Below are 23,889 nucleotides of genomic sequence, written 5' to 3'. Positions count from 1 at the left end.
GTGATAGAAGCAACCGCCGAGCGGCGGCGCATTACGCGCCGCCGTCGAACTTCATGACGGGGATGCCGAGCTTACGGGCCTTGTCCGCAAGGTTCTCCTGAATCCCGGTGCCGGGGAAGACGAGGACACCGACCGGCAGGACGTCGAGCATGGCGTCGTTTCGCTTGAAGGGCGCGGCCTTGCCGTGCTTCGTCCAGTCGGGTTTGAAGCTGACCTGCTGCACCTTGCGGTGATCTGCCCAGCGGGAGGCGATCAATTCGGCGCCCTTCGGCGTGCCGCCGTGCAGCAGCACCATATCAGGGTGCTTTGTATGGACCTGATCGAGCTTCGCCCAGATCAGGCGATGGTCATTGAAGTCAGCGCCGCCGGTCACGGCAACCTTGGGGCCGGTGGGCAGCATCACCTCGGTCTCGGCCCGGCGCTTCGCGGCAAGAAAGTCGCGGCTGTCGATCATCGCCGAGGTCAGGTGGCGATGGTTGACCATCGAGCCGGTGCGCGGCCGCCAGGGCGTGCCGGTGTGGTGCTCGAAAGCTTCGGCGGAGAGGTCCCGGAAGAGTTCCATGCTGTTGCGCCGCTCGATCAGCGTCTGCCCCTCTGCCGTCAGGCGCTCCAGCTCGACCGACTTCACCTCGCTGCCATCTTGTTCCCTCTGAAGGCGGCGCTGCGCCTGTTCGTTGTCGTCGAGTTCGCGTACCACCCGGCTGGTGGCTCGGTGGAAGAGGTTGACGGCCCCCCAGAGCAGGTCGTCGAGGTCAGGTTCGAGGCGGGTATCGCCGAGTGTGGAAACGAGGGCATCGAAGATGTCTGTGACGGCGGCGGCGACCAGATTGCCCTCCGGGAGCGGCCTCGGATCGGGTTCGTCGCTGTAGGGGCGCCAGCCGTAAAGCTGGAGTTCGGTGAGGAGATGATCGGTGGGGGATGAGGTGTGGACCGGCTCAAACCTCAAGTTTTCGTCTTCGTTCATCATCAGGAGCATCCTTCGTCTGAGACCGCGCCCATCGCGGCCTTCGCAGGCGTCGAAGCTCACAGGCGGGACGGACTGGCAGCCCTCGCGCTCCCGCGAGGGCCTTGATGGCCAAGGCCGGCTATTTTGTCTCGCGCTGCAAAGGCGGCGCAGCCGCCGGCGGAAAATAGTCGGCCACCGCGCCATTGCCCGGCCGGCGCGTTTGTGAGCCGATCGCCCTCTCAGAAGGCCGTGGGCGCCGGCTTCTCCGACAAGGAAGGATGTTTTCGATGATGGATGGAGACACCAGGTGCAGATGCCTGGGGCTGCGCCCATGCCCCACCGATCATCTCCTCACCCCTCCATGAACCGGCTGACGTCCGCGGGATGAAGCTGATCCTTCAAAGCCGCCCGGAGGGCATCGGTGCCGCGCCAGCGCAGATCGTCGTTGAAGTCCTCGCCGACCGGCGATAACGCAATCGCCTCGATCCCGACGCTCCCTGCTCTGGCGATCAGGCTGTCTCTGGCGCCGTCCCCGGCCGGATCGCGGTCTCGAAGGACATAAAGCCTGCGCAGCGTCGCCGGGAACAGGATGGCAGCGAGGTGAGCGGCCGACAGCGCCGCCAGCATCGGCATGTGGGGCAAGACTTGGCGGGGCGACAGCACGGTCTCGATCCCCTCTCCGGCAGCGAGCACCTCACCGGCCACGCCAAAGCGGACGCCGTGCCCGAGAAGGTCGCCCATTGCCCGCCTCGGCGTCTCGACAGGCGCCTTGCCCGAACCGTCCGTGGCGAGCCAGGTGCGGTGCGCGCCGGTCTGCCGTCCGGCAAGGTCGGTGACGGACGCGACCATCGCCGGCCAGATCTCGGAGGGCGAATGCTCATCGGGCCTGTAATAGCAGCGCGGATTGTAACGCAGCGCGGCGGTGCCGCAGAGCAACTTGATCGCCCGCCCGTTGAGGTAGATTTCCGCAAGCGTGCCGCCGATCGGCTGCGACATGGCGAACAACCGCCGCGACGCTTCGGGCGAACCGACAGCCACGCTCGACGTCCCGCCGGTCGGCGTCCTCGGCTTCGCAGGTTCGGGATGCGGGAGCGAGAGGAAACGGCGCGCTTCCTCGGCCACGTCCTTGAAGTCGACAAGACCGAGCGCCTCGCGGATGACGTCGAGAAGGTCGCCATGTTCGCCCGTTGCGCCGTCCGTCCATTTTCCGGCGGCGCCCTTGCCGGTTTCCGGCCCGGTGAGGCGCACGAACATGGACCGGCCGGGACTGTTCTGCGGATCGCCGACGAGCCAGTATCGTCCGGCAGGATGGCCGGACGAGAGATAGTGGCGGCAGACCGCCTCGGCGTTGCGGCCGAGACGGATTGCCAGATCCGAGGCGTCGTGACGGGACATCACGCTGCCTCCCGTTCACCGATGCGCTCGACCGGATAGGTTTCGAGCAGCCTTTCGAGTACCGCGACGCCCGTGGCATCGACCGGAAGAAAGAAGCGCAGCTTCCACGAGATGATTTCCGTGAAGAGACCATAAGCGCGCAGCCGCTCACGCATGGCCTCGCTGAAGCCGGAAAGCTCGATGCGGTTCGCGCCCATGACGCGGACGCGGCGAAGCTGCAGGCCCTCGGCAAGGTCGAGAATCGTGCGACCGTCCATCAGCGCGACAAAGGCATCGTCCGCTGCAAGCGAGGTCGTACCGGTCGCGGTCGCATTGGCAGCCCAGGCCGGAGAGACACGGCGGCCGATGATACGTTCGCCGTCATCGGTCTGGAGCCGATAGACGCGCGTCGATTCATTCGGCAGGCGTTTCCACACCGGCAGCAGCAATCCCGCGACTACATGGATGGTGCTGTCGGAGAAGGCGGGCACTTCCGAGACCTCCCGGTTCCAGACGGCAGCGAAGGTCTTGCGATCAGTTTCCTCCCAATGGCTTTCGGCCATCATTTTCAGCGAAGCGTGGTGATGCTCCATCGGCCGGATCAACCGCACGCGCCGCTCGATCTCGCCATCGTCCAGCCTCAGCGAAGGCGCCGGAACCTGCACTGCGGCACGGCCAGACTTCGCATTGACCAGCAGCTTGCCGTTGCCGTCGGCGATCCAGCCGAAGGCATCGTCGAGCATCATCGGCCGGTTGCGCCGTCGCTCGGTGATGGTGAGCAGCCGCGTTTCGGCTCCGGTGGCCGGATGGGTGTAGATCGTCTTGCGGTCGGTGACGACGAAGCTCTCGGCTGTCAGCGTCTCCAGCCCGACATCGTAGATGCCGCTGGCGATGGCGCCCTGCACCCTGGCGTCGAGCAATTGCTCGAAGGCCGTGAAGAGGATGCCCTGAAGCTCGATGGTGAGCGCCAGCAGCCGGTTCAAAAAGGTGGTGATACCCGGCAACTCATCCTTGATGCCGTTGCTGTCCATCAGCTTCAGGCCGGTGGCGGCCTCGAAGCGGTGGAGCGAGCATCCCTCGATCTTGCCGCGCACCAGCAGGAGATAGAGCTGGCGTAGCGCGTCGCGTGCGTATGGCGATTCCAGATTATCTTCGGGCCGAAACAGGCCCTGCCCGCCGGTTTGCCTCTGTCCGCGCGTGATCGCGCCGAGCGTATCGAGGCGCCGGGCGATGGTGCTGAGGAAGCGCTTCTCCGCCTTCACATCGGTCGCGATCGGTCGGAACAAGGGCGGTTGCGCCTGGTTCGTCCGGTTGGTGCGGCCGAGGCCCTGAATGGCGGCATCGGCTTTCCAGCCCGGTTCGAGAAGATAGTGGACGCGCAGCCGCCGGTTTCGCGCCGACAGTTCGGCGTGGTAACTGCGCCCGGTCCCGCCCGCGTCCGAGAAGACCAGCACGCGCTTCAGGTCGTCCATGAAGGCGGCCGTCTCCGCCAGATTAGCGGATGGCGCGCGATTCTCGACGACGAGCCGTTCGCCTGTGCGGACGATCCGGCGGGATCGGCCTGTCACCTCCGCCACCATGTCCGTGCCGAATCTCTGGACGATCTGGTCGAGCGCACCGGGGACTGGCGGCAGACTGGCGAGCCGCTCGATCAGTTCGTCGCGGCGGGCGACGGCTTCGCGGCTCTCGACGGGCTGGCCGTCGCGATAGACCGGCCGCGAAGAGAGGTTGCCCTCCGTGTCGGTGAACGGCGCGTAGAGCTGAACCGGGAAGGAATGGGCGAGGTAGTCGAGGACATATTCCCTCGGCGTGATGTCCACGCGGACGTCGTTCCATTCCTCGGTCGGGATCTCGCCCAGCCGGCGCTCCATCAGCGCTTCGCCGGTCGAGACGATCTGGATGACGGCGGCGTGGCCCGCTTCGAGATCGCGCTCGATCGAGCCGATCAGCGTCGGGGTTTTCATGCTGGTCAGGAGATGTCCGAAGAACCTCTGCTTGGCCGACTCGAAGGCCGAGCGGGCGGCGGACTTCGCCTGCTTGTTCAGCGTGTCGCCGCTGCCGGTGATGTTGGCCGCCTCCATCGCCGCGTCGAGATGGTTATGGATGATCGCGAACGCGCCGGCGTAGGCATCGTAGATGCGATGCTGCTCGGCCGTCAGCTTGTGCTCGACCAGCTCGTATTCCACGCCGTCATAGGACAGCGAGCGCGCGGTATAGAGGCCGAGCGAGCGGAGATCGCGGGCCAGAACCTCCATGGCTGCAACGCCGCCGTCCTCGATCGCTTCCACGAACTCGGCCCGCGTGGCGAAGGGGAAGTCCTCCCCGCCCCACAGGCCGAGCCGCTGTGCATAGGCCAGGTTATGGACCGTGGTGGCGCCTGTGGCGGAGACGTAGACGACGCGCGCATCGGGAAGCGCGTGCTGCAGCCGCAGACCCGCGCGCCCCTGCTGTGATGCGGCGACGTCGCCGCGTTCTCCCTTGCCGCCGCCAGCGTTCTGCATTGCGTGGCTTTCGTCGAAAATGATCACTCCATCGAAGTCGGAGCCCAACCATTCGACGATCTGCCGGACCCTGGAAACCCTCTCTCCACGGTCGTCGGAGCGTAGCGTGGCATAGGTCGTAAATAGGACGCCTTCCGACAGGGTGATCCTTGCGCCTTGGGGGAAGCGCGACAGCGGCGTGACCAGCAGGCGCTCCATGCCGAGGGCCGACCAGTCACGTTGCGCGTCCTCGATCAGCTTGTCGGATTTCGAGATCCAGACAGCCTTCCGGCGACCACGAAGCCAATTGTCCAGAATAATGCCGGCCGACTGGCGTCCCTTGCCCGCGCCGGTCCCATCGCCGAGCATGAAGCCGCGGCGGAAACGCACCGCCTTCGCGGCGTCGGCCGGGGCGGCCTGAATGACGTCGAAGGTGTCATCGACCGTCCACGATCCGGCGAGATAGTCAGAGTGGGCCTCGCCGGCATAGATCACCGTTTCCAACTGGGCGTCGGACAGGAGGCCGAGAATATTGGCCGGCAGCATCGGCCGATAGCTCGGCTTCGGCGGCGCGATGCTCGCCATCGCAGCGGACTGGACCAGCTTGGTCGGATGCACCTGAGAGCCGGGAATACGGATCGCCTGCAATCCGTATTCCTCATAGATGGCATCGGTCAGATGCGCCGTGTCGGGCGACGTCCAATCCACCGTCTCATAGGCCAGCTCCACGCCTTCGGGATCGGCGGCGACGGTCGCGGCAGGACGTGACGCGGCCGAGCGGGCGAGATAGCCGCGCACGCTCCTGGCCGCCGCCGCCGGAAGCTGCATCGGGACTTGCGGCAGCGCGACCGGCCGGCGCGGCGGAACCTGAGCCTCGATCCAGCCGAGCAGCGTGGCGACGTCCGACGCGACGCCCGGCGAGGCCGGGACGATGGCCGGATCATCGGCTGGCGTCTTGTCAATGACCGTGAGCCGTGTCGGAAAGGTCGTGCCGTGCTTGGCATAGACCGAGCCGGCGATACCGGCGGAAAAGACGATCGTGCTACGGTCCTGCAAGCGGACGAAGGCATCGCGCCAGTCGGGAAGGTCCGGCCCGACATTGGCGCCGGTGATCGTCACCAGCCGCCCGCCAGGAGCGAGGCGGTTCAGCGCCGAGGCGATATGGCGGAAGCCGGCATCGGCCACACGGCCGGAGACGTTCGCCAGGGCCGAGAATGGCGGATTCATCAGCACCACGGATGGCACGGCGCCCGGTGCGAGATGATCGTCGATTTGCGCGGCGTCGACGCGCGTGACGGCGATCGCCGGAAAGAGAGAGGCGAGCAGATCGGCGCGAACCTCGACCAGTTCGTTGAGGAGGAGCGTACCGCCGCTGATCTCGGCCAGGATGGCGAGAAGTCCGGTTCCAGCCGAAGGTTCAAGCACGATGTCGTTCGACATGATGGCCGCCGCCGTCACGCTCGCTAGGGCCAGCGGAACGGGCGTCGAAAACTGCTGGAATGCCTGGCTCTCTTCCGAGCGGCGGGTATGGGTGGGCAGGAGGCCGGCGATTTTCGACAGAGCGGAAAGCCGCGAAACCGGAGAGACGGCTTTACGGAAAAGCGCACGTCCGTATTTCCGGAGAAACAGGACCGTGGCCACTTCGCAGGCGTCGTAGGCCGCTTTCCAATTCCAGGCCCCGCTGGAGTCTGATGCACCGAAGGCGGTCTCCATGGCCGAGCGCAGGATGGCCGCATCGATGCGCTCACCGCGTTCGAGATGGCCGAGAAGATGATTGGCGGCCGCGAGAATGGCGGGTGCATGGGCAACAGGCGCGACCGGGGCGGCCAGGGGCAAGGTGATGTTCATGAGAGGAAGCCTCGGGAGAGCAGGAACGGGGAAGCCCGCGCAGCGCTCTCTCTCGACCGCCCAGGCTCAACCCCGTCCCACGGCCCTTTTCCTTTCCGACAACCGCCGCTACATGGAGATTTGCATATTGCGACTTCCCCCCGCGTCATGAACGTACGCGGGAACCGCCCTCATCAAATCAGGGACAGGGCATGCTCCTCATCGCTAGGAGGCGAAGGCGTTCAACAGGCTGCTGGCCGAATTCCTCGAAACGATTACCTGATCAGGCCGGCGCATCCGCGCTTGCGTAAAAACGCCTGCATTGCTTCCGAGATCGGCGGCTCGATGTCGAAGACACCGAAACGCTGGCGAAAGCGATCCCACTGGCGCCCCAACAGACCCCGGCGCCGCGCATCGGGGCAAATCCATATCCAGTCGAGCCGCCAGGGGCTCTCTCCGCGACCATCCGGCTGGGGGCGAAACGCGCAGGCACCGACGATCCGATCCTCGTCATCGGAAAACAGGAACCCGACCGCTTCATCGTCGTGATCGGGATCGGTCTGCCATTGCACGAAGTCGTAGCCAAGCTCGCGCTTGAACTCCAGCGCCCGATCATAGACCGCCTTGCGTTTCCATTTCGGTGACGACGCATCCACCCAGGGAGCGTCGAGATCGCGGGACAATGCATCCGCGAATTGCCGGTTCGGCTTCGGGTCTATAATGGCGAAGCGCTTGCGATGGAACGACCGGTGCATCTGTTCATCGGTCCGCAGGCCCTTGACGTAGAGCATTCCGCAATCGGGGCAGGTCACGGATTGCGTCTCTGGGCGCTTGCGATATTTCGGAGCGACGATCTTCAGCCACAGAGGCTCACCATCGTCGTCAATCAGATACTCCAGCCGATAACCCAATTCCGTCTTGTGCCGCAGCGTGCGCATTCCCCGCCATGGCCGGGGGGGCGCCGAGAGAGTTACAGGCGACAAGCGATGACGGTTCTGGTCGTAGAAGAGAACCGAGATCTCGTCCTCACTCAGATGCGAAACCGGCGGAATTAGCCCCTTGAGCCGAGCGCACAAGATCGTCAGGTCGATCCGGAACCCCAATCGTTCGATGAAGATGCAGAAGGCGGCAGTATCGATCGCGGAAAGCATGGAACGACCAAAACCGTCATCGAGACGATGTTTCGGACGCGAGAAAACAGCGCGGAACTGCAAGTCGAGCGCGGCGGCGAACTTTTCGATATCGATGACCGCCGGCGGGTCCGATCTGCGGTCGAGCATAAGCAGCAAATCTTCGATATCGGCCGTCGATGCCCATCCGGCCTCAGTAATCTTTGTGGCCAACGAAACCGGAAATGGGCGATCGGTCGGCTCCGGTCGTTGTAACGCATCCCATATCGCCCGGATCGTTTGTCCTTCGACTTCCATACGCTCCCCCAATGCAGCGACGATTATTGTTTTTCCGGATATCAACACTACAGTTTCAAACGAAATAAGCGGGAGAAAATCATAAATCGAAACTGTCCGCCATTTGTTGAGATATGATCCCTGCACAGAATGATTCCTGGTGCGGACGATGTCCCGTCTTGTCGATGACTCTAAGGTGACGGGACGTGCATGGGTTATGGGGCCCGAAAAATGGTAACAGTCATCTGGGCGCCGCCCGAAATGCCGGACGAACGTCACATCGTTGTGCGCGTTCACAGGGACGGCATACCCGGCACGAGTGACAAAGGTTATTTCCACGTCAGCGACGAAAAGGACTGGGGAGGCTCCGGTCCCTTCGACATGCTTCTGACCGAGGTGATCGAGCGGGCGAAGGAGCAGGCCGTCGACCGGGGCCTGTCACATGTCGTCGTCGTGCGGCGGGACTGATCGCCGTAACACCGAACCCGGAGGATCGGCGTGCCCGCGATCAGCACCGACCTGTTCAAGAAGAGCTATACGACGTCGCCGAAGGAGTTGAGCCCGGCCGTACTGGCATTCTGCGCCGGTATCAATGCCGATGCCAGGCCGGCCTACATCGCAGTCCAGCCCGATAATGAGGCGCAACCGTCAGAATGCTTCAACAATGTCGCGGCCAAGGTCGACCGTGACGGCGGATCGCTCGTCTACGGCTGGCTGATCTGGGAATGGCCGCGTGTGTTCATCGAGGCGGAACATCATGCGGTTTGGGAGAAGGACGGGGCGTTGCTCGACATTACCCCGCCGATAAACGGTGAAACAAGAATTTTGTTTCTCCCGGACCCCGTCCGCACATACGATTTCGTTGGGCAAAAGCGACTGATCAACATCAAGAAGAGCCTCGGCCAGTTTGCCAGTGTTCCGGACTGGATACGGGCTGCAGACACATTGCAGCGAACGATCGAACAACATTCCTTGGGCAACCGGTTCACCATGGATCGCAACCATCTCGCAGCACTCGGACGAGTCGTCCAGCAAAGCCTTGGCGCCGTCTTCGTCGATCTCGCCCGCAACACCAGACCGAATGATCGATGCTTTTGCCAGAGCGGCAAGAAATTCAAGAAATGTTGCTCGCCACTGATACAGCTTCATCCCTGACAAGCTAGCGGGATGACCGAGCGCGGCATGAGACAAGGCGCTCCGCCGGACAGCGGAACGCCTTTTTTGAAGGGGAGCAGAAATGCGGGGCCGATCGCAGCAGCCCAGCGTCGCACTTATTCGGCCGCGATCATCGCACCATGCTCGTCGTCGTTGTCGGCATCGTCGTCGTCACCGGCGAGAAAATCAGGCAGCGCCTCCCCGGCGCCATCCGCTTCGGCCGCGGTGACCTCTGCGGCAGCCTCGCCATCGAGATCGGCAAGGCGCAGCGGTTCCGGCAGCCAGCCGGTATCCGCCAGGAGTCGCTCGGCCTCCACCGCCATGTCACCCTTTTTCAGATGGGCGATGAGCTCGGCCGCACGCTCGCCGGCGCCTTCACGGACGGCGGCGAGGATGCGCGGCTTGGTCACGCGTCCGAGGTAGTTCTCGACCGTGGGCCGGAAGCCCGCGTCCACCATGTCGAGTTCGGTGGAGCGCGCCAGCCGATCGGCCTCGGCCATGCGGCGATCAAGAGCTGCCTGGGAGATTCCGGTGGCGCTGTGGGGATTTGGACGCTCATATAAGACGTTAACCCCGTAGGCGACGCAATGGGCGAGCAGCGCTAGGCGGCTGGTATCGTCGAGCACGGCAAGCCAATCCTAGAGCGCGTCATCGTCGGCCGGAATATCCGCCTTCCAGTCCTCATGCCGCTGGGTGACAGATTTTGCATAGGGCGCGTCAGCGAGATCCCTGCCCTGCTCACGGAAAAAGACGTGATTGACCGAAGCTTGCAGGCTCGCACCCGACGTACTCGTGCGCTGGAAGGTGTCGCGAACCAGTTTATGCAAAAGAGCCGTGAGCGCGACATGCGGATTGGCACCGACCGCATCGCGGAGCGCTAGTGAGCGATGTGCAGTCAATTCGATCACCAGCCGTTCGGGCAGCGGCTTGATGACGTCTTCCTCGTCTTCATCCTCCGGCTCGGCCGCCTGGCTGCCGATGGTGATGACGGTATGCTGGATCGCGCCATCGGCCCCGATTACCGCGGCCGGAGTTTCGTGATCGACATCGCTCTCTTCAACATCATCGGCAAGAGGAGCTTCGTCCTCGGGGCGGACATAGCCGCGATCTACGAACAGATCGCCATCACGATCGATGCTGATGAACACGCCGGCGCGGATGATTTCCGCCGGATGGTAGATCGCCGGACGGTGCTCGAAGGCATCGAGCGCCTGTTCGATCTCGCCAAGGCGCTGATCGATCTCGTCCGGCAGTTCGTCGGCTTCCCCATATTCGGCCTCGAGACGATCATATTCATTACGAAGCGCCTCACGGGCGGCACGCTCCTCGTCGGACAGATCGGCAACCGTACCGACGATCGCCCGCAAGCCGTCATTGTGCCCAAATGGGAAGTTGACGGCGATCTCGACCCACTTCCAGCCTTCGCCGGCAATTTCCTCGGCGACGGTCTTCAGCTTTTCGCCGACCAGTCGATCGAGCAGCATCGGATCTTGCAGCCAGCCGCCGTTGTCGCTCTCGAACAGGTCTCGCAGGACGTAGCCGCCCGCCGCCTCGTAGGCGTCGATGCCGACAAACACGGCGCGTTTGTCGGCCGCGCGTACCGCAGTCTCGGTCAGCATATGGCGAATCCGCCAAGGCTCCTTCTGCCAGCCGTCCTTGATCGCCGCCCAGACCTGTTCCTGGCGAGCATGGTCATCGGAAACGGTGAAGGCCATGAGCTGCTTCAGCTCGATGCCGTCTTCGGCATAGATGTCGAGCAACACTGGCGAGATGGATGCCAGGCGCAGGCGCTGCTTGACGACGTTAACGTCGATGAGGAAGGCTGCGGCGATGTCTTCCTCGGTCATGCCCTTGTCGCGCATGGTCTGGAAGGCGCGATACTGGTCGAGCGGATGGGGCGGCACGCGCTCGTCATTCTCGGCAAAGGAAATCTCTTCCATCAGGATGTTGCTGGCGGCATCGCCGACGACGCAGGGGACCGGCGCGGTCTTTGCGAGGCGCTTCTGCTTTACCAGGATTGCGAGGGCCTGATAGCGGCGTCCTCCGGCAGGCACTTCGAACATACCGGTTTCCTGACCGTCTGCATCAAGGACAGGTCGGACGTGAAGGCTCTGGATCAGGCCGCGACGCGCAATCGAAGTCGCCAGGTCTTCGATCGAGACACCGGCCTTGATGCGGCGGACGTTCGACTGGCTCAGGACGAGCTTGTTGAAGGGAATGTCGCGCGAGGACGACAACGTGATTTTCTGAGTAGCAGTAGCCATCGGGGTAGTCTCCACGACGGGCGCCGAGAGCCTTTCTCTCGACCCTAAACCCGTCATGAAGCGAAGCGCCGCCCTCTCACTCTAGGAGGGCAGCGCCACGAAACCGGCGAAACGGAAGGCAGAAACGTGCAAAGCCGGAAATCCGGAAACCCGCATTCCCCGCTTGACGGATGTCAGGCTGCCCTGTCGAGCAGCTTCTTGGCCTTAGCCTCCATGTCGAGGCGCGCATCCTGATGCGGCTTGTTGCGCGCAACGGCGGTGATACCGGCCACGAAGTCGAAGATAGACTCGGGCGGCCTGCCCTCTTCGGCCAGCACCGTGTCGATGATCTTGCTGGTCTCGGCCTTGGAGAAGCCTCGCTTGCGCAGGAAGTCAGTGCGGTCCTCGTCATTCTTCGCCACGATCCGCTCGCGGGCGGCCTTGATGCCGTTGATGAAAGGCACCGGGGAGGAATTGGCGAAGTTTAGCAGCGCCGGAGCCGCCTCGTGCGCGAAACGGGACGCGGCATATTTGGAGTGTCGGATGGTGATTTCCTCGAAATCCTCGACGCCCCACAGATTGCGATTTTGGCAGACCGCCCGGAGATAGAAGCTGGCCATGCCGAGCGTCTTGGCGCCAACTTCCGAATTCCAGACATAGAAGCCCCGGAAGTAGAGGTCGGGCGAACCATTCGGCAGACGCCCGGCTTCGATGGGGTTGAGATCGTCCACGAGGAAGAGGAAGACGTCCCGATCGGAAGCGTAGAGCGTGGTCGTATCCTTGGTGATATCAACACGCGGATTGTAGATGCCGGTCGACCAGTCGAGCACGCCCGGCACCTTCCAACGGGTATCCCCGGTGCCGTTGCCGGCGATGCGCTGCACGGCCTCGACAAGTTCGTAGTCGTAGATGCGTCCATAGTCAGGGCCGGTAACGGCGCGGAGCTCGACACGGCCGTCGTCGGTTTCGAGCGTCTTTATCTGCTCGGCGCGGTTGGACGTCAGACCGTATTGCAGGTTGATGCCTGCAAGCGCAGCTGGGAGCTGGCGCAGATAGGCGGCGGGAGCGCCGACCTGACTGGCGAGCTGACCGAAACTCCAGTGCGTCGGCGCGACCGGCGTGTCTGAACCGGGCAGGATCAGAGAGAGGTTTTCAGCGTCTGTGCGACTTGCCTCTACATGGATGAGCGCGCTTTCCATTACGCGCGTCCGGCTACGCTCGGCGCGGCCGCGCACGGAATCCATCAATTCGTTGAGCGAGAGATAGCGTTCGTCGGCTGGGCGCGAGAACCATTCCGAAGATACCCGGCCGATGCGCTCGCCGCGGCTGACATCCACCTTGTAGCCACCGCTCGCGTCACGGCGACCGTCGAGAACCTGCATATTCATGGGAGCAATCTCCATGACGGGCGCCGGAGACCTCTTCTCCAGCCCTCAACCCGTCATGGAAACCCAATCCACACTCTCACTCTTAGGGGGCGTTGCGGGGCCTCCCCGCAGAAGGGGGTGCGCCGGCGACCTTGGCGCCGGCCAGGGGGAAGGCTTTCCCCATCCGCTTGCGGCCAAGCTGATGCTCGCCCTGTGGGTGCGGCTCACCAGAGCGCATGAGAGAGTCGGCATTCGCCGCAGCTGTTGCTGTCGTTTCTTCTTTCTAAAAAGGGTCGGCAACTCGCTATACTGTGAATACATCAAGTTTCAGCATTTATCTGCCCGGCAGAAGAATTAACATAAACGATATTGCTGGAGGCGCGTCTTTAATGAGGGCTGGGAGACTATGACAAAAACGACAAATGAAACGCACAGGAAGACATCCAAGAAACCCTACAATGAGCGATCCGACCTCGAGAAGCTGCAATCGCAGTGGAACAAGCTATCTGGCCTTCATTTGAGGGATGAGCCTTCAGCCGCCATCGTGCGTTGCGCAACCGCTGCCGAGATCGCTGCGAACTATGCCATCCGAACCGAATGGGCTCGCCAAACCGAATTCGACGCAACGATCATCGACCAGTTCCTGCGGTGGGCGAACGGCCTCCACGGCAAAGTCACCCGCCTGTTCGTGCCCATCTATTTCGCTCATCCCGCGAAGAGTAAAACAGGGAAGACACTCATCAAGTCCGCCGAGAACATCAATGTCGTGCGAAACGCAGTCGTGCATCAAGGCACATTCAGCAATGCAAAGGAGGCCGAGGATGCGATTGCTGAAGCGAAGAAGTTCATTAACCTGATCGTCGGCCTTTCGATTCCTGACTTCGACATTACCGCTAAGGCAAGTAGCAAGTAGGACCAGCGCTTGGGGGACGGATGAACGTTGTGAGTGCAACTGCCAAATTGTGGGATGTCGACGTCACGATCGGCCTGACGACCCATACAAAGCACAGACATGTTCCCAGCCCGGTATCACCGCATTTCGAAGCGCCTCAGGCCGCGTCGACCTTGACGTTCTCTCCCGTCGCGCTGGCGGCGGCTGTCGCCAGAACGGCGACGACACGTCAGGCGCGAGCGCAACTGCTGGCCAGCCTTCAGAAGAGCGCACTCGCTCAACTGGAATGCCTGATCTCGAACACTCCGAAGTTCGAACTCACCGATGACTTTGCGGATCTGGCTGATACCGAACGGACCCTGTTCACCGCACGGTGCGGAGCCGGGATAACCGATCTCTATATGAACGCTTTGGGATATGTCTGGCGCGCGAATGCGGCCTGCTTGTCCAGCACGCTCGATCCCCATGCCGATTTTCTCTACGACGGCGGGAACGCCGATGGACACGGTGTCGTGCTGGCTGAAGCCCACGGTTCATTCGCTGCCAACGCCACGGAGAAGACAGTCGCTTCGCAAGCGAAGCGCAAATATGCAAGGCAGGTGAAACCCTACGTGAATGTGAGATCTCCCTTCGGCCACGTCGTCCACGGCTATTCCGTGGCCTTTGGCTCGAAGCCGGGCACGTCTGGCGCCTTCCTGAGCGTAGCCGAAACGCGGATTACGAAACCAAGGAAAAAGGCTCTGCCGCCTACGAGCCAGCCATCTGTTGGCCGCGGCGTGACAACGCAAATGGCGCTGGCAACCCACCGGTCGAACTTCCTGCTTATGGGCATGAGCCCCGTTGTCAATTGGATCGATTGGATCAATACGGCTGGCGAGTTTCCCGTGGAATCCGGGCCAGTCACGTTTGTCCGATTTCCATATGCAGGCCGTTGGTATCTTGGCAACGCCTTCTCGATCTGGCCGGCTTTACGCCCCTATTGGTGGCACGACGAGCTCTGGGACGATCCGAATTGGCGGCGGCTTGCCATTCGAGACACTATCGTTCGCGGTTTGCTGGGCGAGTCGGTTGGTTGGTTCGTCATGGAGGAGACGGCCTGCAGAGCGTTCCTCGATAGCCTCACCAGTATGATCCGAGCCGGTGGTGACGATCGTCCCGAACGACTCGACCTCCCCAGCTTTGATCCCGCTGGTTTCGGCATTCGCGAGGACAGCCGGGGTCGGCGTGCCGACGGCTCTGACTATAATTACGCGCTGTTCCGCGATGGCCTGGCCTTGGTAGGCGATCCTTTCCGTCCACGAAAGTTCGAGACGAGGCGATGGTCGCCGAAGGAGGGATTCGAGAGCTAGAGGCGTTGCACCAGAGGTCCGGAGAGCGCATCGTATAGGCCTCAAAAACTGAGGCAGTTGGCTCCTCTATGCTCCCCAGGCGTCGATGATTGTGCCCAGAGGAAATGGGATCTTTTCCTTCGACCATTCGTGATACGGCGCTGCTGTCTGGCTGTATGGACCGGGCTCCGGACGATCGAACTGGACCCGCGTCGGGATATGGAATGCGCTTCCAAAAACAATCGCCTCGCCTGACGACAATATCGTCACTTGGTCGAGCAGACGCCGCGCCTGCATCGGGATGATCCGGCGGAAATGGTCGATGTCATCCGGGTTTTGCAGACGGTGGCTGATGAAATTGGCGCACTGGCTGATGATTGTCTGGCTGATCTCGCTCGGGCGTTGGCTGGCGATGATGAGCGACAGTCCGAACTTGCGCCCTTCCTTTGCGATGCGCTCATAGGTCAGCCGCGCCAGGCGATGACCGCGATCCTCGTCGGTACGAGCTGGTCGGGCGTAATTGTGCGCCTCTTCGAGGACGAGTACCCATGGGTGCTTGTAGCGCGACGCCGCGGGCAAGCGTTCCCGCGCTTCCAGCAGCACGCGCCCGATGACGGCGCAGGCATAGGGAAGCACTTCGTTGCTCAGCATCGAGAGGTCGAGCACAGACACCTTCGGACCTGTGGTGGCGCCCAAACCGAAGCGAGCGAACCAGGTGGATAGATTGGCGATCGTAGTGCCAGCGTCCTCGTAGTTCAGGAATGCGCGCCACCGCTTGTCATCGAGGCGGGTCTTCAAACGCAGCTTCAGCGTCGTCAAATGGGCGTCCACCCTGAACGTGTCTTCCTTTGACACCGCCCGATTGATCAGAGACGGATCGGTCAGCGTTGAACGCGCAATCGGGATCGGCGAATCTGCGGTGCGCGCGCCTGCCTCCGTCGTATCGCTCCCGCCGACAATCTTGATCCGGATGGCATCTTTGAGCTTCTCCGCTTCGGCCGCGACCGCAGCCTGATTGCCCATTACGTCCTGGTTGTACTGATCGACACTGCGATGAGTCTTGAAAAGGACTTCGAAGGCCGCAGTGTCGATGTCGGAATCCGCGAGGTGGCCCACAATGGCGTCGCAGTAAGAACCGGCGAACTTCCTTTTCACTTTCGTCAGTTCGCTGAGAAGCTGATCGAGCGCGCTCATTGCATTTTGCAGCGAACCGAGGCTGGCGGCAGCCGTAGCGTTCCCGCCCTTCGCGATCGCCCACCAGTCCTTCAGTACGGGTTCCTGCGTCTGTTCCGATGCGCTCAGCCATGCGCAGATCTCTTCGGCGTTCAGGAACCAGAGCGGGAGGCTGAACTCCCTGCCATTGAGATAGATGCGATCCGGCAGGCGTGTCTCGGCCATAGTGGCGGGAAAGGCTTTGGCGTATTCGCCATTGATGTCGAGAATGAAGACGTGCGGCTCCTGCGCAGCACCGTCCAGTGCTTTCATGGCCTTCTGGATAAGGCTCGACACTGAGAAGGATTTGCCTGAGCCGGTGTTTCCAACGATCGCCAACGGCCTGGAGAACAGGTCATTGTAGGACGCTCGCACGACATTGCGCGCCTGGCCAGTGGGAAAGCCGATTTTCAAGTCGTAGTCGAAATCCTTGTCATCATAGCCTTCCGGCCTGTTGCGACGGGGTGGGGTCTCAAATATCGCACGCAGGATGTCGGGCGATCCGATTTCTGCCGGTGTATCCAACGTCGGCAGAACGGATATGCCTGGACTGAAAGACGGCTCATCATCGGCGTGCTCGATGGTGCCCAACAACTGCACGCTGGCAATCCGGCGTGGCTTCATAAGTTCCAGACTGAGATCATCTCCGCTGGAAGGGTCGAAGCTTTCCCGCGCCTCGAGATCGGTGATGATGCCGATGACAGTTTCGCCTGCGCCAAGCGAGAAGGTGAGATAAGCATTGATGGCGATCGCGACCTGAACTCCATCGAGGGTCGCCCGCAGCGCCGAACGAGTCTCGGGCAGCAATTCCACCTTCACCCGGAAACCCTGAACTGAAACAATGTGGCCGATAAGACGTGGATTATCCATCCTACACCGCCGGATCAGGGTCGGTCGGCGTCGCAGACGAAGCAATCTGCTTCTCGAAACGTCGCAGGCGCAGGAAGTCGTCCAGCCACTGTACGTCGGGCATTACCGAGCGAGCGAAATCGTCAAAGGTGGCATGCTTGAACTTGGCAGCAGCAAATGCGGCGTCGGTTGGGGTCAGCACAAAAGCTCGCTTGCCGAGATCCTTGTAGCGGCGCACCCGCTCGATGACGGGGCTTGCTGGATTAGGCTCAACCACGAGCATCACCAGTGACGGATTCATAAGCGCATTTTCAATGATACGGCTGACATGATCGTCACCAAAGCCATAGCCAAGAACGAGCAGGAAGGTCTGCGGGATACCGAGGCGAACCTGAAAGGACCGGAAGAGATGCGCGTAAGGCATCGTCAGCGTCTGCGCGAACTTATTGGCCGTCGGCAGAATTCCGACTGATGGCGTCTCCCCTGCCAAATCGACGAGTGCGGCCGCCTTCTCGTCCGCTTTCAGGCCGGCATAGGCTCTGAACGGGGCAAGATCGGGATGCCGCGCACGCATCTCGCCGTCCTGCTCGAACCAGTGAATGGACCCATGTAGCTTGTAGAAGTGCAGGAACTTGTCGAAGCGCCTTACGCGACCTTCGGCAACTTCGCCCGGATAATAGATATCGAGCCCGTAAACCGAAGGATCGAAGCGGGCAGCGGCACGGCCGGTGAATCCATCGAAATACTGGATACCGAGAAGTTCGAGGGCCTGCTCGAAGAGGGTATCGTAGTTCAACGTGAAAAGGTGAGTTCGGCCAAGATTGCTGTCGCGCGCCACGAGCTTGGAGAGAAACGCAAGCTGCGGAGCGATCTCGCTTGCCGACTTCGCTTTGGCCGTATCGGGCAAGGACAGCGCGCATTCGGCGAAAATCGACATACGCAGACGATCAACGAACCACTTGAGATCGTCCAGGCTCGGTGCTGGCGTGCCCGGCCAAGAGACACCGGAGAATGGCGCGTCCTTCGACTGTCCAACGACAAGTGCGTTAGCGACAAAGGACAGCCAAGCCTCGAACCCCAGCGTCGGCTCATCAAGAAGATCGGCCATCGAAACGGCATCCTGCCGCGCCTTGATGATCGGGCCGATAGAGGCCGGCACATCGGGAAGAGCCTCAATCGTCGCAAAAACGGCAGTTTCGAGGTTCGCCATCGTCTTGCCGCCCGCCGAAACCGACGTGCCGGAACCCGTCAGAACGACGAGGTTTTCCATTCGCAACCATTCGGAGATCAGAGCCTGGAGGCGAATGCGCCCTTGTTTCTGGTCGAGCCCAAGCAGAAGATCGCCGGCGTTGCCGTCTTCCGTCAAGCCAATGAGCTGATACTCGATAGGTACAGGCGGCGCAGCTGTCATTTTATTCTCCCCCCTCCAAACCGCCGCGCAGCGGATTTATGATCTGGAGCCCCACGAAATCTTTTTCGTTGTCCGTTACGACAACGCAGTCATTTGCGCCTGCAACGGCCGCAATGATCATGTCGAGACCACTGCGGGGGCGGCCAGCCATTTTGCCCTCCGCCATGAGTCGCGCCCAGAGTAGACCGGCCTTATCGTCGAAGGAGAGGATACGACCGGCGAAGAGAGCCTGCGGCCCCTCTGGCCCCGCGAACCAGGCGTCGAGGCTGTCACGCTTCTTGCCTCGCGGCTTTTCCAGAATGCCGCGCCGGATTTCGGCGATTGTCAGCGAGGCAATAAACAGATCCTCATCGCGCTGCTCGGCCATCCAGGCCAGCAGCGACTCCGACGGCCTTGGCTTTACGATATTGCTTAGGATGTTGGTGTCGAGAAGATAGCGCGTCACAGATCGACCTTGCGCCCCTCTTCACGGGGGCGGGAAAGGTCGAGTTCGGCGCCGACGAGCGGCGAGCGCCGCAAAGCGGTCAGGATATTTCCGGGCTTCGGCGGCTTGCCGCCGACGGCTGTCTTGACAGCCAAACGGACGCTTTCCGCTTCCGGGCCTTCCTCAGCCAGGCGACGCGCAAGCGTGCGGATCAGTTCGCGGTCGGATTCAAGCGCCATGATCTCGAAGCGTGTGAGGCCTCGCTGCGTCAGGCGCGTGCGATAATTCTGCGTCGCTCTTTTCTGTGCGGCATTGCCCATGACTATCCTCCGTGCTATGTCTGGATATATAGTCCAGATTTGTAACGCCGACAAGTGAGGACAGGATGACAGAGCGAGTCCACGACGATCTCGGCAGGCCGGAGCAACGTCAGTATTTTCCGTCTTCCATGACGCGCTTCGCTACGCCAGATTTCGCCTGCACCGACGAGGGCAAGCCTGATGTGGCCGAATATTCGCCTCTGATTGCAGTTGCTTATACTTCGGTTCACGCCAATCTTGAAGCCGATATACTTGCAATTGGCTTCGAACGGCGCAACGATGAATTCTGGCAACCGCCCAAAGCAAAGGAGTACGCTTCGGCTCAACGAGCCGGAATTGACGCTTTTGCCCCATGGCGACGGTCCGGATCCGCGTCTGGTCGAGCTGGTTCGCCTGCTCGCCCGCCGGGCCGCGCGGGAAGCGTTCGAGGAGCAGACGAAGGAACGCCAAACGACGCGCTCCTGATGTCACAGGAGAGTGCGTTGTGAAGGTTGCGATCTACGCCCGCTATTCATCCGACAATCAGCGCGACGCTTCGATCGCCGACCAGCTTCGCATCTGCCGTCTCCATGCCGAGAAGCAAGGCTGGCAGGTGGTCGAGGAATACACCGATCACGCAATATCCGGCGCCTCTCTCCTCCGTCCCGGTATCCAGGCCCTGATCTCCGACGCGACCCGTGGCCGCTTCCGCTATGTCTTGGCCGAGGCTATGGACCGCCTCTCACGCGATCAGGAGGATATCGCCGGCCTCTTCAAACGCATGGCGTATTCGGATGTGAAGATCGTCACCCTTTCGGAGGGCGAAGTCACCCATCTACATGTCGGCCTCAAAGGCACGATGAACGCCTTGTTTCTCAAGGACCTCGCCGACAAGACGCGCCGCGGACAGCGTGGAAGGGTGGAATTGGGCAAGTCGGGAGGCGGAAACGCCTATGGCTATGACGTGGTCAAGAAGTTCGACAGAAACGGTGAGCCGGTCCGCGGTGACCGGACCATCAATGAGTTCCAGGCTGATGTCATCCGCCGCATCTTCCGCGACTATGCAGCCGGAAAATCCGCCAAGCGGATTGCCTTCGAACTGAACAAGGAGGCCGTCCCCGCGCCGAGCGGCGGCGATTGGGGCTTCAGCACGATCAATGGCAACCCAAAACGCGGCAATGGCATCCTCAACAACGAGCTGTATGTCGGCAGACTGATCTGGAACCGCCAGCGCTTCATCAAGGACCCGGATACGGGCAAACGCCAGGCCCGGATGAACCCGGAGGCGGACTGGATCACCCAGGACGTGCCGGAGTTGCGTATTCTTGACGATGATCTCTGGCAGGCCGTGAAGGAGCGCCAGAAGACCGTCAAGCAAAACCGGAACGACGATAACGAGGCCGAAATCCATTTCCGCGAGCGTCGGCGTCCCAAATACCTGTTCTCAGGCCTGACGAAATGCGGTTGCTGTGGCGGTGGCTACTCGATGATCTCAGCTGATCTGGTCGGCTGCTCGACGGCACGCAACAAGGGTACGTGCGACAATCGCAAGAACATCCGGCGCGATCAGCTTGAAGCACGCGTTCTCAACGCGCTACGCCATCACCTTATGGAACCCGCGCTGTTCAAGGAATTCTGTGACGAGTTCACCCGCGAGATGAATCGGCTCCGCATGGAAGGGCGGGCGTCGATCGATCAAGCCGAAGCCGAGAGGAAACGGATTGACCGGGAGCTCGATAAGCTGATGAAGCTCATCATGGCCTCCAGTGACGACGACGCGCCCACCCGCATGATGAAGCAGATGAAAGAGCTGGAGGTCCGTCAGAAGGAACTGACGGCTTTCCTGCAAGAAGCAGAGGAACCGCCGCCCCTCCTGCATCCGAACATGGCGCACCACTATCATGTTCAGGTCGATGAACTGTATGCGGCGCTTCAGGAGGATTCGGAGGCGAAGAGGATGACGGCGGCCGACGTGATCCGCTCGCTTGTGAAGGACATCATTCTGACACCCGAGGACGGCGAGCTGAAGATTGATGTGCGTGGCGATCTTGCAGGCATCCTTGGGATTTCACTCAAAGGCAAACGGCCCGCCGGAGGGGCGGGCCGATCGCAAGTTGAGATGGTTGCGGGGGCAGGATTTGAACCTGCGGCCTTCAGGTTATGAGCCTCATGTTCCGTTATAATCGCCAATGAACGCCAATAGGATTTCATAGTTTTTTCATATAGTTGCCTTGATGTCGCCTTTCCGTCCTATTGACGAATAGAGGTATTTTATGTGTTTATGTGCCCCTGAATTGCCCCTAAAGGGCGATTTTCTCACCTTCAGGTTATCCCTTCCCGATGTTCCGGGGGCACGTTCAAAGAGGGCACATATGGCAACGATTGAGAAGCGCGAGCGCAAGGGCGGCACCGTCTATATGGTCGATATTCGGATTGCGGGTGTGCCGCGCCAGAAGAAGACCTTTCAGCGTTTGACTGACGCCAAGATTTGGGCCGCGAAAACCGAAACGGCAATCCGCAACGGCGAAATCAAGAACGTGGTGCGCACGGCGAAGCGTAAGGCGCTTTCAGACGTTATTGAACGCTATGAGCGGGAAGTCCTTCCGAACCTCGCAAAAACGACACAGCGCGCCGCACAGACGTATTTGGGATACTGGAAGCGGGAACTTGGCGCACATGCCCTGTCCTATATCACGCCAGAACTGATTGACGAGCGCATGGAAAAACTGGCGACGGCCCCCGATGGCCGCGCCAAGCCAAAAGAAAAAGACGGCAAGGAAATCTCCCCTGCCCCGAAACCGAAGTCCCGCAAGACGCTGAAGCACTACCGCGACACGCTGGCGGTGCTGTTCAACCATGCCCATACATGGGGCTGGATCGGCAGCAATCCGCTGGATGGCGTCAACAAGATCACGGGCATCCGCGACCAGCGCGACCGTTACCTTGACGACGACGAGCGGAAAGCCCTGCTGGAAGCCTGCCGCACCAGCGAAAACCATCAGCTTTACCCCATCGTGATTTTCGGGCTTTCGACCGGGGCGCGCAAAAGCGAGATTTTGGGCCTGACCCTGCGCGACGTGGATATGGCACGCGGCCTTGCCGTGCTGCGCGACACGAAGAACGGCGAAACCCGTTCAGTGCCTATCGTCGGCCACCTGCATGAATTGCTGAAAGAGCATATCCAGTGGGTGAATGACAGCTACAATAAAAAATACCCGGAAGCGGAAACGCGCTGGCTGTTTCCGCGTCGCGACCTGCTGGCCGCGATTGATATTCGTGCTGCGTGGGAAAACGCCCTAGAGGAATCCGGCGTCAAGGATTTCCGTTTCCACGACCTGCGGCACAGCACGGCCAGCTATCTTGCCATGCAAGGGGCGGGCCTGCTGGAAATCGCGGATATGCTCGGCCATAAAACCCTGCAAATGGTGAAGCGTTATGCGCACCTGTCCGGCGATCACAAGCGCGGGCTGGCGGAAAAACTGGATGCAAACATCTTCTGATGGTGCCGCGCACCTTCTATATATCGCCTTTCCAAGCAATAGGCGCTACCTAGTCACTAGGTAGCGCCTATTAAGTCGGGGTGACGATCACGCCTGCGGCGAGGCTAAAGCCAAAAGCGCCTGCAATGCTTCTTCCCCTGCCCCGTAACCGTTGGCGGACGCGAAGCGCCAAAACGCATCTTTGGTTTCAGGCTTAACATTGATGTTCAACTGCGCAGTGCGGCCACGTGAGCGAAGCGAACGGGCATCAACCTTCGGCAATGCGGTATTCTGCGTTCTGGCGCTAAACCCGCTTGCTTCGGCAATGCGACGCGTTTCGTCTTTGGGCACGGTAGGTTTTTCCGTGCGTGGTTGGAAAACGGCCACTTTTTCCAGCGGGTCATCCGTGAGTGGTGCAAATGTGTTTGGTCGGGTGCGTGTCATGCGGCAATTCCTTCTTGTTGGGCGTTCATAAGCATCTGCGTCACGGCACGGGAGAAGGCTTCGGCGTTCTCAATCGCAGCTTCCGGCTTGGATGCTTCGCTTGCCGTCAGGTCGTAGAGTGTGCCGCCGAGCTGCATGATAGCGCGAAACGCGGCACGTTCAGTCAATTCCACGGGAAGGAGTGGAACGCTGTTTTCTTTCAGATCGCGTTCAATGTGCTGCAAGTCGCGGGAGCGAATGGCGGCATTGGTGCGCGTGAAAAACACGGCATAGGGAATGGCGCGGCGAAACGCTTTTTCTTCACGGCGGATAAGGTCAATCACACGGCGGGATTGATCGGCGTCGAGTTGGCTTCCCTGCATGGGAACCAAAACGAGGTCAGCACGTCCGATAGCGTATGAAACCGCAAGGTTTGCGGAGCCTTCCAAATCCACAATAACGAAAGCCGAACGGCTTGCGACATCATCGATGGCATCGGTGATGGTGTTTTCGTTGACGTTGGGAACCAGCGCAAGATTGGCGGGCACGCGCGCAGGGTCGCGCTGCCACCATTGCGAAAGCGGTTGATTTGGGTCAGCGTCAATGAGGCTGACCGTGGCTCCACGCTGCGCCAGGACTTGCGCAAGCACAACGGCTGACGTGGATTTCCCTACGCCGCCTTTGGAATTGGCGAAAACGATAACAGGCATATTTCCTCTCCCTTTTCTTTGATTTCATCGCAGAGAAGGAGAAACCGACAAGAAATATCGTCCA

17 protein-coding genes and 1 pseudogene are annotated in these 23,889 nt (G+C 61.1%); 6 read left to right on the top strand and 12 right to left on the bottom strand.

The genetic code is table 11. The features are described from left to right. Window positions 1-31 precede the first annotated feature (31 nt). From FHS76_RS19635 to FHS76_RS19620, 4 genes are all read right to left on the bottom strand, one after another. Window positions 32-967: a DUF2493 domain-containing protein gene (locus FHS76_RS19635; protein WP_183657023.1), complete on the bottom strand. Its 936-nt coding sequence runs from the start codon at window positions 965-967 to the stop codon at window positions 32-34. Between the two features lie 330 nt (window positions 968-1,297). Continuing rightward, complete coding sequence (locus FHS76_RS19630) at window positions 1,298-2,341, bottom strand: DUF7146 domain-containing protein (RefSeq protein ID WP_183657021.1); 1,044 nt, start codon at window positions 2,339-2,341, stop codon at window positions 1,298-1,300. Next, window positions 2,341-6,648 (bottom strand): strawberry notch family protein, encoded by a 4,308-nt coding sequence (locus FHS76_RS19625; protein WP_183657019.1) that lies wholly within the window; start codon window positions 6,646-6,648, stop codon window positions 2,341-2,343. The genes FHS76_RS19630 and FHS76_RS19625 overlap by 1 nt, the downstream gene beginning before the upstream one ends. 254 nt (window positions 6,649-6,902) lie before the next feature. Beyond that, a complete protein-coding gene (locus FHS76_RS19620) occupies window positions 6,903-7,907 on the bottom strand; it encodes a hypothetical protein (RefSeq protein WP_183657017.1) in 1,005 nt (334 codons plus the stop codon). Window positions 7,908-8,264: 357 nt separating this feature from the next. Between FHS76_RS19620 and FHS76_RS19615 the strand changes: the two genes are divergently transcribed. Continuing rightward, a complete protein-coding gene (locus FHS76_RS19615) occupies window positions 8,265-8,501 on the top strand; it encodes a hypothetical protein (RefSeq protein ID WP_183657016.1) in 237 nt (78 codons plus the stop codon). A 30-nt stretch (window positions 8,502-8,531) separates the two neighbouring features. After that, window positions 8,532-9,188 carry an SEC-C metal-binding domain-containing protein gene (locus FHS76_RS22810; RefSeq protein ID WP_183657014.1) on the top strand — a complete coding sequence of 219 codons (657 nt, stop codon included), beginning with the start codon at window positions 8,532-8,534 and terminating at the stop codon, window positions 9,186-9,188. A 116-nt stretch (window positions 9,189-9,304) separates the two neighbouring features. On the opposite strand, the pseudogene FHS76_RS19605 reads toward FHS76_RS22810, so the two are convergent. Together FHS76_RS19605 and FHS76_RS19600 are read right to left on the bottom strand one after the other, a co-directional pair. After that, window positions 9,305-11,452 (bottom strand): annotated as a pseudogene (locus FHS76_RS19605) (ParB/RepB/Spo0J family partition protein). A gap of 173 nt (window positions 11,453-11,625) precedes the next feature. Further along, complete coding sequence (locus FHS76_RS19600) at window positions 11,626-12,819, bottom strand: DUF932 domain-containing protein (RefSeq protein ID WP_183657012.1); 1,194 nt, start codon at window positions 12,817-12,819, stop codon at window positions 11,626-11,628. Between the two features lie 385 nt (window positions 12,820-13,204). Between FHS76_RS19600 and FHS76_RS19595 the strand changes: the two genes are divergently transcribed. Together FHS76_RS19595 and FHS76_RS19590 are read left to right on the top strand one after the other, a co-directional pair. Then, window positions 13,205-13,711, top strand: coding sequence for a hypothetical protein (locus FHS76_RS19595; RefSeq protein ID WP_183657009.1), 507 nt, complete (start codon window positions 13,205-13,207; stop codon window positions 13,709-13,711). Between the two features lie 20 nt (window positions 13,712-13,731). Then, window positions 13,732-15,039: a hypothetical protein gene (locus FHS76_RS19590; protein WP_183657006.1), complete on the top strand. Its 1,308-nt coding sequence runs from the start codon at window positions 13,732-13,734 to the stop codon at window positions 15,037-15,039. Between the two features lie 66 nt (window positions 15,040-15,105). Here the strand turns inward: FHS76_RS19590 and FHS76_RS19585 are convergent, their stop codons facing one another. Genes FHS76_RS19585 through FHS76_RS19570 form a run of 4 tightly spaced genes read right to left on the bottom strand, consistent with a single transcriptional unit; the run spans window position 15,106 to window position 19,234 of the window. After that, complete coding sequence (locus FHS76_RS19585; protein WP_183657003.1) at window positions 15,106-17,100, bottom strand: ATP-binding protein; 1,995 nt, start codon at window positions 17,098-17,100, stop codon at window positions 15,106-15,108. A gap of 1 nt (window position 17,101) precedes the next feature. Continuing rightward, window positions 17,102-18,490: an SIR2 family protein gene (locus FHS76_RS19580; RefSeq protein ID WP_183657000.1), complete on the bottom strand. Its 1,389-nt coding sequence runs from the start codon at window positions 18,488-18,490 to the stop codon at window positions 17,102-17,104. A gap of 1 nt (window position 18,491) precedes the next feature. Further along, window positions 18,492-18,935 carry a PIN domain-containing protein gene (locus FHS76_RS19575; protein ID WP_050747136.1) on the bottom strand — a complete coding sequence of 148 codons (444 nt, stop codon included), beginning with the start codon at window positions 18,933-18,935 and terminating at the stop codon, window positions 18,492-18,494. Next, window positions 18,932-19,234 carry a hypothetical protein gene (locus FHS76_RS19570; RefSeq protein ID WP_183656997.1) on the bottom strand — a complete coding sequence of 101 codons (303 nt, stop codon included), beginning with the start codon at window positions 19,232-19,234 and terminating at the stop codon, window positions 18,932-18,934. Before FHS76_RS19570 ends, FHS76_RS19575 begins: the two co-directional genes overlap by 4 nt. A gap of 484 nt (window positions 19,235-19,718) precedes the next feature. Here FHS76_RS19570 and FHS76_RS19565 point away from each other — a divergent pair, with 484 nt between their 5' ends. Together FHS76_RS19565 and FHS76_RS19560 are read left to right on the top strand one after the other, a co-directional pair. Next, a complete protein-coding gene (locus FHS76_RS19565; protein ID WP_183657094.1) occupies window positions 19,719-21,377 on the top strand; it encodes a recombinase family protein in 1,659 nt (552 codons plus the stop codon). A 208-nt stretch (window positions 21,378-21,585) separates the two neighbouring features. Beyond that, window positions 21,586-22,713 (top strand): tyrosine-type recombinase/integrase, encoded by a 1,128-nt coding sequence (locus tag FHS76_RS19560; protein ID WP_183656981.1) that lies wholly within the window; start codon window positions 21,586-21,588, stop codon window positions 22,711-22,713. An 87-nt stretch (window positions 22,714-22,800) separates the two neighbouring features. Here the strand turns inward: FHS76_RS19560 and FHS76_RS19555 are convergent, their stop codons facing one another. Then, a complete protein-coding gene (locus FHS76_RS19555; RefSeq protein WP_183656978.1) occupies window positions 22,801-23,136 on the bottom strand; it encodes a stability/partitioning determinant in 336 nt (111 codons plus the stop codon). Next, a complete protein-coding gene (locus tag FHS76_RS19550) occupies window positions 23,133-23,825 on the bottom strand; it encodes a ParA family protein (protein ID WP_183656975.1) in 693 nt (230 codons plus the stop codon). Before FHS76_RS19550 ends, FHS76_RS19555 begins: the two co-directional genes overlap by 4 nt. Window positions 23,826-23,889: the final 64 nt, after the last annotated feature.

This window comes from Brucella daejeonensis, assembly GCF_014199265.1.
Classification (GTDB): domain Bacteria; phylum Pseudomonadota; class Alphaproteobacteria; order Rhizobiales; family Rhizobiaceae; genus Brucella; species Brucella daejeonensis.
This window is presented reverse-complemented; position numbering and strand designations above follow the sequence as displayed.

What these genes read in the sequence shown, in the direction of transcription:
- FHS76_RS19635 (WP_183657023.1), bottom strand. Translation starts at nt 967, where the DNA reads ATGATGAACGAAGACGAAAACTTGAGGTTTGAGCCGGTCCACACCTCA.
- FHS76_RS19630 (WP_183657021.1), bottom strand. Translation starts at nt 2,341, where the DNA reads ATGTCCCGTCACGACGCCTCGGATCTGGCAATCCGTCTCGGCCGCAAC.
- FHS76_RS19625 (WP_183657019.1), bottom strand. Translation starts at nt 6,648, where the DNA reads ATGAACATCACCTTGCCCCTGGCCGCCCCGGTCGCGCCTGTTGCCCAT.
- FHS76_RS19620 (WP_183657017.1), bottom strand. Translation starts at nt 7,907, where the DNA reads ATGCTCGACCGCAGATCGGACCCGCCGGCGGTCATCGATATCGAAAAG.
- FHS76_RS19615 (WP_183657016.1), top strand. Translation starts at nt 8,265, where the DNA reads ATGGTAACAGTCATCTGGGCGCCGCCCGAAATGCCGGACGAACGTCAC.
- FHS76_RS19600 (WP_183657012.1), bottom strand. Translation starts at nt 12,819, where the DNA reads ATGAATATGCAGGTTCTCGACGGTCGCCGTGACGCGAGCGGTGGCTAC.
- FHS76_RS19595 (WP_183657009.1), top strand. Translation starts at nt 13,205, where the DNA reads ATGACAAAAACGACAAATGAAACGCACAGGAAGACATCCAAGAAACCC.
- FHS76_RS19590 (WP_183657006.1), top strand. Translation starts at nt 13,732, where the DNA reads ATGAACGTTGTGAGTGCAACTGCCAAATTGTGGGATGTCGACGTCACG.
- FHS76_RS19585 (WP_183657003.1), bottom strand. Translation starts at nt 17,100, where the DNA reads ATGGATAATCCACGTCTTATCGGCCACATTGTTTCAGTTCAGGGTTTC.
- FHS76_RS19580 (WP_183657000.1), bottom strand. Translation starts at nt 18,490, where the DNA reads ATGACAGCTGCGCCGCCTGTACCTATCGAGTATCAGCTCATTGGCTTG.
- FHS76_RS19570 (WP_183656997.1), bottom strand. Translation starts at nt 19,234, where the DNA reads ATGGGCAATGCCGCACAGAAAAGAGCGACGCAGAATTATCGCACGCGC.
- FHS76_RS19560 (WP_183656981.1), top strand. Translation starts at nt 21,586, where the DNA reads ATGGCAACGATTGAGAAGCGCGAGCGCAAGGGCGGCACCGTCTATATG.
- FHS76_RS19555 (WP_183656978.1), bottom strand. Translation starts at nt 23,136, where the DNA reads ATGACACGCACCCGACCAAACACATTTGCACCACTCACGGATGACCCG.
- FHS76_RS19550 (WP_183656975.1), bottom strand. Translation starts at nt 23,825, where the DNA reads ATGCCTGTTATCGTTTTCGCCAATTCCAAAGGCGGCGTAGGGAAATCC.